Origin of the sequence: Methylobacterium sp. 275MFSha3.1 (genome assembly GCF_900108435.1) — a bacterium.
Lineage (GTDB): Bacteria > Pseudomonadota > Alphaproteobacteria > Rhizobiales > Beijerinckiaceae > Methylobacterium.
In genome coordinates this window covers 16,249-31,141 of sequence record NZ_FNWP01000025.1, presented here as the reverse complement: position 1 = coordinate 31,141, position 14,893 = coordinate 16,249, and the positions used below count along the sequence as shown (strand labels likewise).

Annotated in this window: 16 protein-coding genes; 5 read left to right on the top strand and 11 right to left on the bottom strand. The window is 73.0% G+C overall.

Annotated features, from left to right (window positions below):
* Positions 1–9: 9 nt before the first annotated feature.
* Together BLW78_RS24760 and BLW78_RS24755 are read right to left on the bottom strand one after the other, a co-directional pair.
* A complete protein-coding gene (locus BLW78_RS24760; protein WP_091682691.1) occupies positions 10–501 on the bottom strand; it encodes a cyclic nucleotide-binding domain-containing protein in 492 nt (163 codons plus the stop codon).
* 65 nt (positions 502–566) lie between these two features.
* Complete coding sequence (locus BLW78_RS24755) at positions 567–1,253, bottom strand: response regulator transcription factor (protein WP_020094282.1); 687 nt, start codon at positions 1,251–1,253, stop codon at positions 567–569.
* Positions 1,254–1,630: 377 nt separating this feature from the next.
* Between BLW78_RS24755 and BLW78_RS24750 the strand changes: the two genes are divergently transcribed.
* Positions 1,631–2,188 carry a L,D-transpeptidase family protein gene (locus BLW78_RS24750; RefSeq protein WP_091682689.1) on the top strand — a complete coding sequence of 186 codons (558 nt, stop codon included), beginning with the start codon at positions 1,631–1,633 and terminating at the stop codon, positions 2,186–2,188.
* Positions 2,189–2,221: 33 nt separating this feature from the next.
* Here the strand turns inward: BLW78_RS24750 and BLW78_RS24745 are convergent, their stop codons facing one another.
* Positions 2,222–2,929 (bottom strand): YggS family pyridoxal phosphate-dependent enzyme, encoded by a 708-nt coding sequence (locus tag BLW78_RS24745; protein ID WP_170855234.1) that lies wholly within the window; start codon positions 2,927–2,929, stop codon positions 2,222–2,224.
* 268 nt (positions 2,930–3,197) lie between these two features.
* Between BLW78_RS24745 and leuS the strand changes: the two genes are divergently transcribed.
* Positions 3,198–5,783 carry a leucine--tRNA ligase gene (gene leuS / locus BLW78_RS24740; protein ID WP_091682685.1) on the top strand — a complete coding sequence of 862 codons (2,586 nt, stop codon included), beginning with the start codon at positions 3,198–3,200 and terminating at the stop codon, positions 5,781–5,783.
* A 372-nt stretch (positions 5,784–6,155) separates the two neighbouring features.
* Here leuS and BLW78_RS24735 read toward each other — a convergent pair whose 3' ends face one another.
* Genes BLW78_RS24735 through BLW78_RS24725 form a run of 3 tightly spaced genes read right to left on the bottom strand, consistent with a single transcriptional unit; the run spans position 6,156 to position 8,674 of the window.
* Positions 6,156–6,938, bottom strand: coding sequence for an ABC transporter substrate-binding protein (locus BLW78_RS24735; protein ID WP_091682684.1), 783 nt, complete (start codon positions 6,936–6,938; stop codon positions 6,156–6,158).
* 15 nt (positions 6,939–6,953) lie between these two features.
* Positions 6,954–7,724 (bottom strand): TerC family protein, encoded by a 771-nt coding sequence (locus BLW78_RS24730; protein ID WP_020094277.1) that lies wholly within the window; start codon positions 7,722–7,724, stop codon positions 6,954–6,956.
* On the bottom strand, positions 7,721–8,674 hold the full coding sequence (locus tag BLW78_RS24725; RefSeq protein WP_091682682.1) for a lipid kinase: 954 nt from the start codon (positions 8,672–8,674) through the stop codon (positions 7,721–7,723). Before BLW78_RS24725 ends, BLW78_RS24730 begins: the two co-directional genes overlap by 4 nt.
* A 302-nt stretch (positions 8,675–8,976) precedes the next feature.
* Between BLW78_RS24725 and BLW78_RS24720 the strand changes: the two genes are divergently transcribed.
* The 3 genes from BLW78_RS24720 to BLW78_RS24710 all read left to right on the top strand — a co-directional run bounded on the left by BLW78_RS24720 (position 8,977) and on the right by BLW78_RS24710 (position 12,370).
* Positions 8,977–9,822: a hypothetical protein gene (locus tag BLW78_RS24720; RefSeq protein ID WP_026605104.1), complete on the top strand. Its 846-nt coding sequence runs from the start codon at positions 8,977–8,979 to the stop codon at positions 9,820–9,822.
* A gap of 246 nt (positions 9,823–10,068) precedes the next feature.
* Positions 10,069–11,325: a thermonuclease family protein gene (locus BLW78_RS24715; protein WP_091682680.1), complete on the top strand. Its 1,257-nt coding sequence runs from the start codon at positions 10,069–10,071 to the stop codon at positions 11,323–11,325.
* 4 nt (positions 11,326–11,329) lie between these two features.
* Positions 11,330–12,370 carry an aldose epimerase family protein gene (locus BLW78_RS24710; protein ID WP_091682679.1) on the top strand — a complete coding sequence of 347 codons (1,041 nt, stop codon included), beginning with the start codon at positions 11,330–11,332 and terminating at the stop codon, positions 12,368–12,370.
* Positions 12,371–12,395: 25 nt separating this feature from the next.
* Here BLW78_RS24710 and BLW78_RS24705 read toward each other — a convergent pair whose 3' ends face one another.
* The 5 genes from BLW78_RS24705 to BLW78_RS24685 all read right to left on the bottom strand — a co-directional run bounded on the left by BLW78_RS24705 (position 12,396) and on the right by BLW78_RS24685 (position 14,878).
* Positions 12,396–12,752 carry a hypothetical protein gene (locus BLW78_RS24705; RefSeq protein ID WP_244527044.1) on the bottom strand — a complete coding sequence of 119 codons (357 nt, stop codon included), beginning with the start codon at positions 12,750–12,752 and terminating at the stop codon, positions 12,396–12,398.
* 24 nt (positions 12,753–12,776) lie between these two features.
* Positions 12,777–13,121 carry a hypothetical protein gene (locus BLW78_RS24700; protein WP_091682676.1) on the bottom strand — a complete coding sequence of 115 codons (345 nt, stop codon included), beginning with the start codon at positions 13,119–13,121 and terminating at the stop codon, positions 12,777–12,779.
* Between the two features lie 16 nt (positions 13,122–13,137).
* Positions 13,138–13,566, bottom strand: a complete 429-nt coding sequence (locus BLW78_RS24695; RefSeq protein WP_091682675.1) for a hypothetical protein — start codon at positions 13,564–13,566, stop codon at positions 13,138–13,140.
* Between the two features lie 131 nt (positions 13,567–13,697).
* Positions 13,698–14,216: an Hsp20/alpha crystallin family protein gene (locus BLW78_RS24690; RefSeq protein WP_091682673.1), complete on the bottom strand. Its 519-nt coding sequence runs from the start codon at positions 14,214–14,216 to the stop codon at positions 13,698–13,700.
* Between the two features lie 179 nt (positions 14,217–14,395).
* Complete coding sequence (locus tag BLW78_RS24685) at positions 14,396–14,878, bottom strand: Hsp20 family protein (protein ID WP_091682671.1); 483 nt, start codon at positions 14,876–14,878, stop codon at positions 14,396–14,398.
* Positions 14,879–14,893: the final 15 nt, after the last annotated feature.

Below are 14,893 nucleotides of genomic sequence, written 5' to 3'. Positions count from 1 at the left end.
AGCCCGTGCTTACAAGCGGCCACCGGAGCTGTCACCTGAGGAGATGCCGTCGATGACCTCGAGCAGTTCGCGCACCTGATCGAGATCGGTCACCAGGCCGGCGAGGTCGTCCGCCAGGGTGTCGTGGACGGCCCGCGCGGCGGCGGGGAACTCCTCCAGCACGCGGCGCATCAGCATCGGAGTGATCCGCATCACCGCGGCGCTCCCCTCGGCCCGGGCCTCGGTCGGGCGCGTCCCGCGCACGAACAGGGCGAGCTGGCCGATCAGGGCCGAGCGCCCGGCCCGCACCGGCTCGGCCGCCGGAACCCGGGGCTCCAGGCGGATTGTGCCCGCCATCACCACGAAGCCGCCATCGGCCGGATCGCCGCGGGCGAAGAGCAGGTCGCCGTCCGCGAGGTCGCGCCGCTCGGCCGCGAAGGTCAGCAGGCGCAGGGCGTCCCGGTCGAGGAAGCCGAACAGCGGCGCGGCCGCGAGGATCGCGATATCGTCGTCGAGCCCCAAGAACGCCTCACCACCCTGCGCATACGCGAACCCGCCGGATCGCCTACACGTAAAGCTTCAATTCGTCAGGGCAGCAACTTGTATCCGCCGCCCTCGGTCACGAGGATCGCGGCGGTGGCGGGGTTCGGCTCGATCTTCTGGCGCAGCCGGTAGATATGCGTCTCCAGCGTGTGCGTGGTCACCTGGGCGTTGTAGCCCCAGACCTCGGCCAGCAGGGTGTCGCGGTTCACCACGGCCCGGCCCGCCCGGTAGAGGAAGCGCAGGATCGCGGTCTCCTTCTCGGTGAGCTTCAGCTTGGAGCCGCGCTCGCCGACGAGGAGCTTGGCGCCCGGGCGGAACGTGTACGGGCCGATCTGGAAGACCGCGTCCTCGGAGGCCTCGTGGCTGCGCAGGTGGGCGCGGATCCGGGCCAGCAGGATGCCGAACTTGAACGGCTTGGTGACGTAGTCGTTGGCGCCGGCCTCCAGCCCCTCGACGTGGTCCGCCTCGGAATCCTGGGCGGTCAGCATGATCACCGGGCCGCGGAAGCCGGCGGCGCGCATCCGGCGCACGGCCTCGCGCCCGTCGAGGTCGGGCAGGCCGACATCCATGACGGCGAGGTCGATCCGCTCCGCGGCGACCCGCCGGATCGCGTCGGTGGCGTTGGCCTCGGTGAAGACCGTGAACTCGTCGCAGAGATCGAGCTGCTCGGTCAGGGTATCGCGCAGGACCGCGTCGTCGTCGCAGATCAGCAGGCGGTAGACATTCGGCATCGTCCGGGCCCCAATGCGTGCTGCGGGAGGGGCGAGGGCCGCCTGCCGGGTGCAGCATGCGATGATGTCAGATCTCGGCAGGATCGCGCGACGACCCTACCCAGGCTTGTGTTTCCGCATCCTTTCGCCGCCGTGACAAGCGCCCCGGCGAACGGGCTGCGGGATCGGGGGCGCGCCGCTCCGGGATCACGGCGGCGGTCCCCGCGGCGCGGCGGGGGGCTGGCGCGCTCCCGAATCCCGGCTCGGCGGCCCGGGTTCAACCGAGAGATAGAGCATCCTTTGTGGCCGGAAGTTGCCTTGTGCGCAATTTTTCACCGGTTCGAAGTACCGATCCCGGGCATAAGGCCCCGGGACCGGGCGGATTCGGGAGGACGGAGATGCGGCGGCCGAGCAGGGGACCCATCCGCCTGACCCTGGGGGAGATCCGCGTCCGCGCCCTCGTCGGGGACCGGCGGCGCGGGCAGCTCCTCGTCGGCCCGGCGGTGATTCCCTGCGCCCTCGGGGCGGGCGGGATCGTCGGCGACAAGCGCGAGGGCGACGGCGGCTCGCCGCGCGGGCGCTTCCGCCTGCGCGGCGGCGCGTACCGGCCCGACCACCTCGCGGTCCGGCCGCGCACGCTGCTGCCCCTGCGGGCGACCCGCCCCGAGGACGGCTGGTGCGACGAGAGCCGGGACCGCCGCTACAACCGGCCGATCCGCCTGCCGGCCCCGGGGGTCAGCGCCGAATCGATGTGGCGGGGCGACGGGCTCTACGACGTGGTGATCGACCTCGACTACAACCGCGCCCCGATCCGGAAGGGGCGGGGCTCGGCGATCTTCCTGCACATCGCCCGGGACGGGTACCGCCCCACGGAGGGCTGCGTCGCCCTGGCCCGGGCCGATCTCCTGCGCCTGCTCGGGCGCCTCGGGCCGCGGACGCACCTGCGGATCGGCTGAGGCCCGGGCCCAGGTTGAGGCCCGGGCCCAGCGTCAGGCCTTCCGGGTCCGGGCCCCGAAGATCGCGGTCCCGACCCGGACATGGGTGGCGCCGAGCTGGATCGCCGCCGGGAAGTCCGCGCTCATGCCCATGGAGAGGATCGGCAGGTTGTGCTCGTGTGCGAGCCGGGCCAGCAGGGCGAAATGGGCGGAGGGCGGGTCGTCCGCGGGCGGGATGCACATCAGGCCCTGGATCGCCAGCCCGTGGGTCTCCCGGCACTCCGACAGGAGGGTGGCGAGCTGGTCCGGGAGCACGCCGCCCTTCTGCGGTTCCGCGCCGGTGTTGACCTGGATGAGCAGCTTCGGGGTCCGGCCGGACCGCTCGATCTCCTTGGCCAGGGCCGCCGCGAGCGACAGCCGGTCGAGGGAGTGGATCACGTCGAACAGCGCCACCGCCTCCCGGGCCTTGTTGGATTGCAGCGGCCCGACGAGGTGCAGCTCCACGTCCGGGAAGCGGTGGCGGAGGGCCGGCCACTTCGCGGTGGATTCCTGGACGTAGTTCTCGCCGAAGACGCGATGGCCGGCCTTCAGCGCTGGCAGGATGCCCTCGGCCGGGACGGTCTTGGAGACCGCCACGAGTTGCACTTCGGCCGGGTCGCGCTCCGAATCCTCGGCCGCGCGGGCGATGGCGGCGCGCACCTCGGCGAGCCCGGCCGCGACATCGGCCTGACCGACGGGAAGCTTGTCGGTCCTCTGTCCCATCCCGTCGGTCGGAGGGGCGTTCGTGCCGGTCGTCGCGTCGTCCATGGCGTGCCTGTCCTGTCGCTGCCGGGCGTCGGTCTGCGTGGTATGAGCCTCGGCGCGCGTCGTCGTCGCGCCTGATCCCCGCCGACCTATGCGTTCGCGCGCCCCGCGCAAGCCCGAATCGCGCGCCGCGTTGACCGGCTGCGGCGCAGATATGCTATCGCGGCGCGACCGTGCCGTGGTCATCCTTCGGAATGACCGACGAGCCCCTGACGCAGCCGGATCCATGACCGCCAGCACCGCCCCCCAGCCCGTCGAGCGCTACAACGCCAAGGATGCCGAGCCGCGCTGGCAGGAGGCCTGGGCCGAGAAGCGGCTGTTCGAGACCGACAATGCCGACGGCCGCCCGAAATACTACGTGCTCGAGATGTTCCCCTACCCGTCGGGGCGCATCCACATGGGCCACGTCCGCAACTACGCGATGGGCGACGTGGTCGCCCGCTACAAGCGCGCCCGCGGCTTCAACGTGCTGCACCCGATGGGCTGGGACGCCTTCGGCCTGCCGGCCGAGAACGCCGCCATGGAGCGCAAGGTCAACCCGCGGGACTGGACCTACGCCAACATCGCGTCGATGCGCGACCAGCTGAAGGCCATGGGCCTGTCGCTCGACTGGAGCCGGGAGATCGCGACCTGCGATCCCGACTACTACAAGCACCAGCAGCGCATGTTCCTGGACTTCCTGGCCAAGGGCCTCGTCACCCGCCGCACCGCGAAGGTGAACTGGGACCCGGTGGACCACACGGTGCTGGCCAACGAGCAGGTGATCGACGGCCGCGGCTGGCGCTCCGGCGCCCTGGTGGAGCAGCGCGAGCTGACCCAGTGGTTCTTCAAGATCACCGACTTCGCTGAGGACCTGCTGACCGCGCTGGACGGTCTGGACCGCTGGCCCGAGAAGGTCCGGCTGATGCAGAAGAACTGGATCGGCCGCTCAGAGGGCCTGGAGGTTCTTTTCGCACTGGCCCGACCGGTGGCCGGCGCGCCCGAATCCGTGACCGTCTACACGACCCGGCCCGACACCCTGTTCGGCGCCAAGTTCCTGGCGATCGCCGCCGACCATCCCCTGGCCGCCGCGCTGGCCGAGGGACGGCCGGAGCTGCAGACCTTCATCGAGGAGTGCCGTCGCACCGGCACCGCCCAGGCCGCGATCGACACCGCCGAGAAGCACGGCTTCGACACCGGCCTGACCGTCCGCCATCCCCTGGACCCGTCCTGGGAGCTGCCGGTCTACGTGGCGAACTTCGTGCTCATGGAGTACGGCACCGGCGCGGTGTTCGGCTGCCCGGCGCACGACCAGCGCGACCTCGATTTCGCCAACAAGTACGGGCTCGGCAATACGCCCGTGGTCTGCCCGGAAGGGCAGGATCCGGCGAGCTTCGTGATCACCGACACCGCCTATGTCGAGGACGGGCGGATGATCAACTCGCGCTTCCTCGACGGGATGCGCACGGACGAGGCCTTCGAGGCCGTGGCCCGGCGCCTCGAAGGGGAGGGGGTCGCCCGGCGCAAGGTCCAGTTCCGCCTGCGCGACTGGGGCGTCTCCCGGCAGCGCTACTGGGGCTGCCCGATCCCGATCATCCACTGCGACAGCTGCGGCCCGGTCCCGGTGCCGGTGGCCGACCTGCCGGTGAAGCTCCCCGAGGAGGTGTCGTTCGATCAGCCCGGCAACCCGCTGGAGCGCGACGCGGCGTGGCGCAACGTGCCCTGCCCGCATTGCGGCGCGCCGGCCCGGCGCGAGACCGACACGATGGACACGTTCGTCGACTCGTCCTGGTACTACGCGCGCTTCACCGCGCCCTGGCTAGCGGACGCGCCCACCGACCGGGCCGTGGTCGACCGCTGGCTGGCGGTGGACCAGTATATCGGCGGTATCGAGCACGCGATCCTGCACCTGCTCTACGCCCGGTTCTTCATGCGGGCGATGCGCGAGACCGGTTGGGCCGGCGTCGCCGAGCCGTTCGCCGGCCTGTTCACGCAGGGCATGGTCGTCCACGAGACCTACAAGGACGCGTCCGGCGCTTGGGTGCCCCCGGCCGAGATCCGCTTCGCCACCGAGGAGGGCGAGCGCCGCGCGTTTCACGTGAAAACTCAGGCGCCGGTCGCGATCGGCCCGATCGAGAAGATGTCGAAGTCGAAGAAGAACGTGGTCGACCCCGACGACATCATCGCCAGCTACGGGGCCGACACGGCGCGCTGGTTCATGCTGTCCGACTCGCCGCCCGAGCGCGACGTGATCTGGACCGAGGAGGGCGTGCAGGGCGCTGCCCGGTTCGTCCAGAAGGTCTGGCGGCTGGTGAACGCGGCCGGGCAGGCGGCGGGCGACGGCGCCGCGGACCTGACCCTGCGCAAGGCCGCCCACCGGGCGCTCGCCTCCGTGCAGGACGATATCGAGCGCCTGCGCTTCAACCGCTGCGTCGCCCACATCTACACCCTGGCCAACGCCCTGGAGGACGGCCTGCGCGGGCCGGTCTCGGCCGGTGCCGCCCAGGAGGCGGCCGGCATCCTGGTGCAGCTCATCGCCCCGATGATGCCGCACCTCGCCGAGGAGTGCTGGTCCGTCCTCGGCCGCGGCGGCCTCGTCGCCCAGGCGCCCTGGCCCGAGACCGAGGCGGGGCTCCTGGTCGAGGACGAGATCACCCTGCCGGTCCAGATCAACGGCAAGAAGCGCGCGGACGTGACCGTGCCGCGGGACGCCGACGCGAAGGCCGTGGAGGCCGCGACTCTGGCGCTGGAGGCCGTCCAGAAGGTGCTGGAGGGCAAGGCGCCGCGGAAGGTGATCGTGGTGCCGGGGCGGATCGTGAACCTCGTGGTGTGATCCGGCGTCCGGTTGATGGCATCGATCTGACCGTCTTTGCGAGCGGAGCGAAGCAACCCAGCGGCACGACGTCCACCGAGGTCGCGCTACCCTCTGGGTCACTTCGCTTCGCTCGTGATGACGGAGCGCGTGACGCCGGCCGAGAGACTCCTCGGGACATGGAGAGAACCCCGGATCGTGAGGTTCCGCTCGATCCTCTGTCCGTCCGTAGATCCGATCGTGAGGTGCCTGCCCCAGCAGGCCTCGAAGGAGGGATCCAGTCGGCCGCACGAGCCCTGAAAGGGCTCCTTCGAAGCTCCTTCGAAGCTCCTTCGAGGCGCCTTCCGCTCGCACCTCAGGACGAGGTGTGCGGGTTCGATGGCCGCCGATAACTCATGGCGCCGCCAGCTCCGGATCCTGTCCGCTGGCCTCCAGGCCGCGCCGCACCAGCCCGTCCCGCTTCGCCCGCGCGACGAAATCCGCGAGATACGCGGCGCCCGCCGGGTGCCCGACCGGCGTTCCCATCGCCTGCGGGATCTCCATGAAGTGCCCCGGCAGCAGCCGCACCTCCGGGTGGGCCGCCGCGTAGGCGGCGAGGGGCTGGTGGACGCCGGCCGCGACGTCGAGAGCGTCCCGGGTGAAGGCCGTGATCGCCTCGGCCGAGGTCGGGGCCCGCACCAGGGTCGCGTGCTGGAGGGCGCGGGTCAGATACAGGTCGTAGGCGCTCCCGCGCCCGACCGACACGCGCACGCCGTCGCGGTCCACCGCCTCCGGGGAGCGGATCGGCGAGGCGGCCGGCACGAGGTAGCTGCCGGCGATCAGCACGTAGGGCTCCGTGAAGGCGATCCCCTCCGCCCGCTTCGGGTCGATCGCCAGGAAGCAGATGTCCCAGGTCCCGGAGCCCGCCGAGCCCGAGACCGCGCCGGCCCCCGGGAAGGTCACGAACGCCACCGGCACGCCGAGCCGGGCCGCCAGCGCCCGCGCGAGGTCGACCGAGACCCCCGCGGGTCCGTCGGCGCCGTCCTGGGCCAGGACCGGGTTGCCGAGGTTGATCGCCGCCCGCAGCGTGCCGGTGGGGGCGAGGTCGTGCAGGACCGTCGGATCGGGCGCCATCGGTTTCGTCTCCGCGTGGACGGCAGCGGGGAGGAGCAGGAGGAGGGCCGCGCGGATCCGCATGACGGTCGCTCCCTCTCAGGCGCGCCGCGCCGGACCGGTCGACGCGGGGGCGCCGTCCCGGGCGGGACGGCGGCGCCGGCGGGCCAGCATGTTGAGGCCCTCGACGCCGGCCGAGAAGGCCATCGCGGTGTAGATGTAGCCCTTCGGCACGTGCGCGCCGAACCCCTCGGCGATCAGCGTCATGCCGATCATGATCAGGAAGCCGAGGGCCAGCATCACCACGGTGGGGTTCCGGGCGATGAAGGCCGAGAGCGGCTCGGCGGCGACCAGCATCACCACCACGGCGACCACCACCGCCACCATCATCACCGGCACGTGCTCGGTCATGCCGACCGCCGTGATGATCGAGTCGATGGAGAAGACGAGGTCGAGGAGCAGGATCTGGCCGATCGCCGCGCCGAAGCCGATCGTGCCGCCGGTCACGCCCGGGGTCTCGGGCTCCGGATCCACCGTGTGATGAATCTCCTTGGTCGCCTTCCAGAGCAGGAACAGGCCGCCGCCGATCAGGATCATGTCGCGCCAGGAGAAGTCCTGGCCCAGCACCGAGAAGACCGGCTCGGTCAGGTGCACGATGAACGCCACCGTGCCGAGCAGCCCCAGCCGCAGGATCAGCGCCAGCCCGATCCCGATGCGCCGCGCCCGCGTCTGATGCTCGGGCGGCAGCTTGTTGGTCAGGATCGAGATGAAGATCAGGTTGTCGATGCCGAGCACCACCTCCATCACCACGAGCGTGGCGAGGGCAGCCCAGACGGCGGGCTGACTGGCGAGCTGGAGCAGATCAGTCACGGGCGCGGTGCCTCGCTGGTCGGGAACAGGCGGCTCCCGAGGGCCGTCAGGTCGAAGGGGGCCGGTCCGCGCACCGGTTCGGGCGCCAGGACCTGCAGAATCTTCGGAAAGACCTTGAAATGGGCGGGCGTGCGCGTGGTCAGCTCGCCGTCGGTGTTCACCGGACGGGGCCTGCGGGTCGAGAGCCGGATCTCCTGGGTGTGGAACGCCCGCACGTCGGCGGCCCGTCCATGCGTGCCCCGCCGCAGGGCGGGCAGCAGCGCGAGGAGCCGCCACCAGTGCTTGATCTCCAGGCTGTAGAAATCGAGCTTGCCGTCGTCGACCGCGGCACTCTCCTCCACGGTCATGCCGCCGCCGTAGTGGCGCCCGTTGCCGACCGAAACTTGGATCGTGGTGACCTTCTCCACCACGCCGTCGTGCTCGATCGTCACCGTGAAGGGCCGGACCCGGCGCAAGACCCGGACGGCCGCCACCGCGTAGCCGAGGACGCCCCAGGTCTTCTTCGATTCGGACGTCAGCTCGCCCGCGAGCTCCGCCGAGAAGCCGATGCTCGCCACGTTGAAGTAGTAGTGGCCGTTGACCCAACCGAGATCCACCGGCCGCGCCTGGGCGGTCGGGATGAAGCGGGCCGCCGCCAGGGGGTCGAGCGGCAGGTTGAGGGAGCGGGCGAGGTCGTTCGCCGTGCCGAGCGGCAGGATCGCGAAGGGCAGGCCGCTCGCCACCAGGGCGGGCGCGGCGTAGTTCATGGTACCGTCGCCGCCGCCCAGGATCACGAGATCGACCGCGCCGGCCCGGTCGCGGATCACGTCGCGGCAATCGGCTTCCGGCGGCGGCTCCTCCGGCTCGATGCCGCCCGCCCGCAGGACCTCCCGCACCTCGTCGAGATCCAGGGCGCCGTTGCGCGCCTTGGCGTTGCAGAGCAGCAGGGCCCGGCGCGGCTGCGTGCTCATCGCGCGCTCCCGGGAAGCGGGCCGGAGGGCGACTCGGTCTCAGGTCGGGCCAAGGGAGCCTCGGTGCACGGGGGAGCGGGCAGTCTGGAACGCGGTAGGGAACCCGGGACCGGCCAAAGGCCAAGTCTGTCCCCGACTTGGTACCCAAACGCACGAACGCAACCCCATCATCCCCGCAATTCCGGGCTGGTCGCCGTCGCGGAGTTCGGCAGGATGTGGGCGCGCCCGAGCCCTTCGTGGAACCCCCGACCCACGCGGGCGCGTTCTCCATGATGCCCGCCCCGGCCGCCAGGAAGGCACCGATGTCCGCCACACGTCCCGTCCGTCCCCAGGCCCTCGCCCTCGGCATGCTCCTGCCGTTCGCCCTCGCGGGCGGTGCCGCCGCCCAGAGCGCCTGGGTCGACCCGCCGCCCCGGGCCGCCGCGCAGGCGCAGGGTTCCGCTCAGGGTCCGGGAAAGGAATCGGCGCAGGAGGCGGCGAAGGAATCGACGAAGGACGCGGCGAAAGCGCCGGTGCGCGCCGCCGAGCCGGTCCGGCAGGCCGCCAGACCCGAGCCGGGCGAGGACGCCCTGCCGAAGGCGGCGGCCACGCGGGCGCCGGGACCGAAGCGGGCGGCCGCCCTGGAGCGTCCGCCGGTCCGGGAACACCTGCACCACCCCGCGCGCCACCCGCACCGGCTCGCCGAGACGCCGGCCGCGACCGCCCCGGCGCCGGGCGCGTCGGCGGAGCGCGTGGCCGCCGCCCGGGCGCTGACGACGAGCTACCTCGCCACCGTCTCGGGTCCGAGCGACACCATGGTCGGGGCCGCGACCCAGTACTACGCGACCCGCGTGCGCTTCTACGGGCGGCCGATCACCACGGCGGCCCTGGTCGCCGAGAAGCGCAGCTTCGTCCAGCGCTGGCCCGAGCGGCGCTACGAGCCGCGGGCGATGCGCGCCGCCTGCGACACCGAGACCTGCACGATCCGCACGATCGTCGATTTCCGCACCGCCAATCCGGGCCGGGGCGCCGTGTCCAGCGGCGAGGCCGAGCTGGTCCTGGAGGTGGGTTTCGCCGGGACGCGGCCCTACATCCTCGGCGAGACCGGTCGCGTCCTGCGGCGGAGCATCCAGGCCGGAACCCTGGCCGCCTCGCCCGGCAAGGCGTAAGAGCCGCGCGTCGCGGTCCGCCACCCCGCGGCGAGCACGGGCTCGCGCGGGGTGTGCGGCGGCTCCTACAAGAACGCCTGCAAGGGCGGCTAGGAAGGGCGCCAGCGAGGGAAGCGTGCGGCGGGGCGCGTCGCGGGATCGGTCCTGCGGGTCGGGCGTTCCGTGGGGCGCCCGCGGGCGCCCTTCGTCGGGAGGCGCGATCGAGCCTCCTTCACGCCGCGCGTCGGTGATGCCGGGATCGGATGAATGACGTCTTCAACGGTGGTGGAGCAACAGGAGACGGAGCCGGCCCGGCCGGTTCTCGACAGTCCCGGCCGCCTCGCCCTGCGCGAGACGATCCGGGCCGAGATCGCGCGCGCGCGTCCGCGCCCCGTCGCGGTCCGGACCCTGGAGCTCCTGGCCGAGGCCGCCTGCGCCCCGGACGAGTCCGGGACCGGCCTCCGCGTCCTCGACCGCCACGGGGCCGCGCGGCGGCGGGAGGGCACCTCCGAGCCGATGACCCTCGCGGACCTCGTCGCGGAGCTGCGCGCGCGCCATCCCGCCCTGTTCCTGCCGCCGGAGCCCGAGCCCGAACCGGCCCCGGCGACCGCCGAGGAGGCCCGGGACTCGTCCCTGCTGAGCGGCGCCTACGAGATGAAGGCCGCGACCGCCCGCTTCGTCGGGACCCAGTCCGAGCGGGCGCGCTCCCTGGCGGAGCGCTCCTCCGAGCAGGGCCGCGTGCTGGCGCAGACCGCCGCCGGCCGGTTCGCAAGCCTGCGGACGAACCTGCGCGGACGCTTCGCCCGCCCGCCCGTCGACGCAGAGGCCGGGCCGGCCGCGGGCGCAGATCCGGCAGCGGCCTGGAACAGCGGTCCCGGACGGTTCGGCGAGACGCTGCGCGACGGCCTCGGCCACGTGCGCGACCGCCTCAGCCCCGGCGGGGGCGGGATCGATGACGGCGGGCGCCGGCAGCGCCGGCTGCTCCTCGGCGCCGTCGCCGGCACCCTGGTGGCGGTGCTCGCCGCGGGGCTCGTGCTGGACCGCTCCGCGCCGGAATCCGGGCGCCCCGCCGCCCCGACCGCTTCCCGCACGGATTCCCGCGCGGAAGCCCCGAGCGGCGCCGCGCCCCCCCCGGCCTCGGCCCCCGACACGGTGACGCCGCCCCCCGAAACAGGCGGCGATCCCGAGCCTGACGCGCCGCTGCCGCCGAACGCCGTGACCGGACAGGCCCAGGTGATCGATACCGCGACCCTCAAGGTCGGCGGCAAGGTCGTGCACCTGTTCGGCGTCGAGTGGGTGCGGGGCGGCCAGGCGGAGGAGCTGGCCCGGTACATCGGCAACCGGTCGGTGACCTGCCAGCCCGCCCCCGGCAGCGCGAACATGAACTGCCTCGTGGACGGGCGCGACCTCTCCGAGGTGGTGCTGTTCAACGGCGGCGGCCGCGCCGCCCCGGAGGCGAGCCCCGAACTGGTCGCGGCCGAGGACCACGCCCGGAGCGAGCGGCTCGGGGTCTGGAAGCGCTAGCCGGATGCCGGCCGAACCGTTTGGCACGACGGCGGACGGCCGACCGGTCGGCCGCCACACCCTGAGCCGGGGCAGCCTGCGCGTCGCCGTCATCGAGTACGGCGCGGCCATCACGGCGATCGAGGTGCCCGACCGCGCCGGCCGTCCGGCCAACGTCGTGCTCGGCCTCGACACCCTGGCGGGCTACGAGACCGTGAGCCCGAGCTTCGGCGCGATCGTCGGGCGCTACGCGAACCGCATCGCGGGCGGGCGCTTCAGCCTCGACGGGCACGACTACCGGCTGCCGGTGAACGAGCCTCCCAACACCCTCCACGGTGGCCCGGAGAATTTCGGCCGGCGCCTGTGGCGGGCGGAACTCAGCGACGCGACGCGCCTCGTCCTGAGCCGCCGCTCGCCGGACGGGGAGGAGGGGTTTCCGGGCACTCTCGACGTCCGCGTCACCTACAGCCTGCCCGCGGAGGGCGTGCTGCGCGTGGACTACGCCGCGGTGACCGACCGGCCCACGGTCCTGAACCTCACGAACCACAGCTACTTCAACCTCGCCGGCGAGGGTGCGGGCGGCGTCCTCGGCCACGTCGTGCAGGTCGAGGCGGACGCCTTCGCGCCGACCGACGCGACTCAGATCCCCACCGGCGCGCTGCTGCCGGTCGCCGGGACGCCGTTCGATTTCCGCGCGCCGCGGGCCCTGGAGGCGCGGATCCGCGCCGGGGACACGCAGCTCACCTACGCCAAGGGCTACGACCACACCTTCGCGCTGCGCGGGGCCGCCGGGACGCTGCGGCCGGCCGCCACCTGCGTCGATCCCGGCAGCGGGCGGCGGCTCGACGTCTGGACCACGCAGCCGGCGCTGCAGCTCTACAGCGGCAACAATCTCGACGGGCGCCTGATCGGCCCGTCCGGGCGGATCTACCGGTCGGGCGACGGCGTCTGCTTCGAGACGCAGGGCTTTCCGGACGCGCCGAACCAGCCCGGCTTCCCCTCCGCGGTCCTGCGGCCGGGCGAGACCTTCGCGGCCGCCACGGAGTTCCGGTTCTCGGTCGTGTGATGGTCGTGTGACGGCCGCGGCGCGCTCAGGCCGCCGCGCGATCGAGCGCCCGGGGCGCCGGGATCGCGGCGGCCGGCGCGGCGGGATCGGGACGCCGCGCCTCGCCGAGCGCCAGGAGGGCGGCCTTCACGGCGTCGAGTCGCGACGGCTCGCCCTCGGCCATCCCCTCGGCGGCGGCGACCTCCTTCAGGTACTCGTCCCAGGCCCAGCGCCGCAGGATCTCCCGCTTGCAGCTCGGGAGCAGCCGGGGATGATCGCGCAACGCGGCCGGGGTGTCGAACACCGCGGCCGGGTTGACCAGGGCGCGCTCCAGGTCGGGCAGGCGCGCGGCCGCCGGGCCGGGCGGGATGGCGTTTCGGATTCCGATCGTCCCATCTTGCATGGTTGCCTCCCTGGAGGAGCGCGCTCAGCCGCCGAAGAGGCCGAGGCGCGCCGCCGATTGGACGGCGAAGCTCGCCGCGAAGGACAGCAGGGCCGCGTCCCAGGCGGTCAGGTGCCGGGCGTTGGCCGGCGGTCCGGCCCGCGTGATCGCCCGGCCGAGCCACGCGAAGCCCGACAGGCTCAGCAGGGCCGCCAGCACCCAGGGCAGGGCGGGCACCGGGCAGGGCGCCGCCAGGGCGAGGCACAGGGCCACGGACAGGAGCCAGCGGCTGAGCACCGTGCCGTCGGTGGTCCGCGCCGGCCCTCCGCGCCGGCCGCGCCGTGTCCGGGGCAGGAGCCCGTGCCCACCCCGCAGGTCGAAGGTTGCCATCGCGCGCCTCCCCGGCTCAGTTCAGCAGGGGCTCCGGTCCGGCCGGACCGGGCTCCCAGCGCCGGAAGAGCGCCGCGGGGACGGGGGGCTCGGGCGGCGGGGCTGCGGGCGGTGCCGAACCCTCGTCGAGCGCCTGGAGCGCCTCCAGGATCGCGCTCAGCGGCACGGGTTCGGCCCGGCAGCCCGGCAGGCAGCGCAGCGTCGGGCAGGACTCGACCGCGCGGGCGTCGGAGGCCCAGGAGGCCAGGATCGCCCGCTTCTCGGCCCGCGACAGGCCGGGATAGCGCAGCACCTCCCGCGGGTGCCGGAAGACGTCGCCCGGCGCCACGAAGGCCTCGAACGGCTCGACCGCCTGCGGCCTCAGGTTGGCGGCCGCCATCGGACCGAGGCGCCCGATCTCGGGACGGAACGCGGGATGGACGGGGTTGGTATCGATCGGCTGCATGCGACCCTCCTCATCGTGAGCAAAGGCTGGGACGGCCGGCACGCCCGATCGGGCCGCGCCGGCCGTCGCGTCATGCGTTCGGGTCCGCGACCGCGCAGGCGGTCACCCCCAGGGTCGGCCCAGGGCCCGGCTCAGTGCTTGGCGGCCGGCGCGCCGGTGTCGTTGATGGCGATGCGCCGGCGGCGCTCCGGCGCCTCGGCCGCGCGCGGCAGCGTCACCGTGAGGACGCCGTTGCGGAACGTCGCCTCGGCCTTGTCCTCCTCCACCGGCACGGGCAGGGCGATCGACCGCTCGAAGCGGCCGTAGCTGCGCTCGGAATAGCCGCGGCCCGTGTCGGTGGTCTCCGCGCGCTTCTCGCCCTTCAGGGTCAGGACGCCGTCCGCGATGAGCAGCTCGACGTCCTTCTCGTCGAGGCCGGGAAGCTCGGCGGAGACGCGGAGCGCGCCGTCCGCCTCCGCCAGCTCGACATGGGGCCAGCCGAAGCCGCGGCCCGCGAGGCTCGGCATCCCGCCGAACCCGCCGAACACGTCGTCGAACAGGCGGTTCATCTCCCGGTGCAGCGTCAGGAAGGGGCTGGCCGGCTCCTGCGACAGGGCGGCCGGCGTCGGGGCGGGGGTGCGGTTCCAGGGAATCAGATCTCTCACGCTCATGGTCCTCGCTCCATCGAATGCGGTGCAGTCGTGGGAAAGGGCCCGCGGGTCCGCGGACCCGTGAGGGATGTCATCCGTGTCGACAGGGGTGCCCGGGCGCGCCGCCCGGGGCACCGGATCAGGCCGTGCGATCAGGCCGCCATTCAGGCTGCCATTCAGGCTGCCATTCAGGCTGCCATTCAGGCTGCCTTGGCATCGCGGGCGATCTGCGCCGGGGCGTTGTCCTGGCCGGACGCGGCCGTCGTGCCGCCGATGGCGATGCGGCGGGGCTTCAGCGCTTCCGGCACCTCGCGCCTCAGCGCGACGGTGAGCAGGCCGTTCTCCAGCGACGCGCCCACGACCTTCACATGCTCGGCCAGATTGAACGTCTGGCGGAACGTGCGGGCCGCGATGCCGCGGTAGAGATAGTGCTTCTCGCCTTCCTGGGCGGCCTTCTGACCCGAGACGAGGAGCGTGGTGTCCTGCTGGGTCAGCTCGATCTCGTCCGGCGTGAAGCCCGCGACCGCCATGGTGATGCGGTACTGGTCCTCGGCCACCTTCTCGATGTTGTAGGGCGGCCAGGCGGCCGACGGCTCGACGCGGTCGGCCTGGTTGATCAGTTCGAACAGGCGGTCGAACCCGATGGACGACCGGAACAGGGGCGAAACGTCGTACGTCCTCATAACCACATCCTCCGA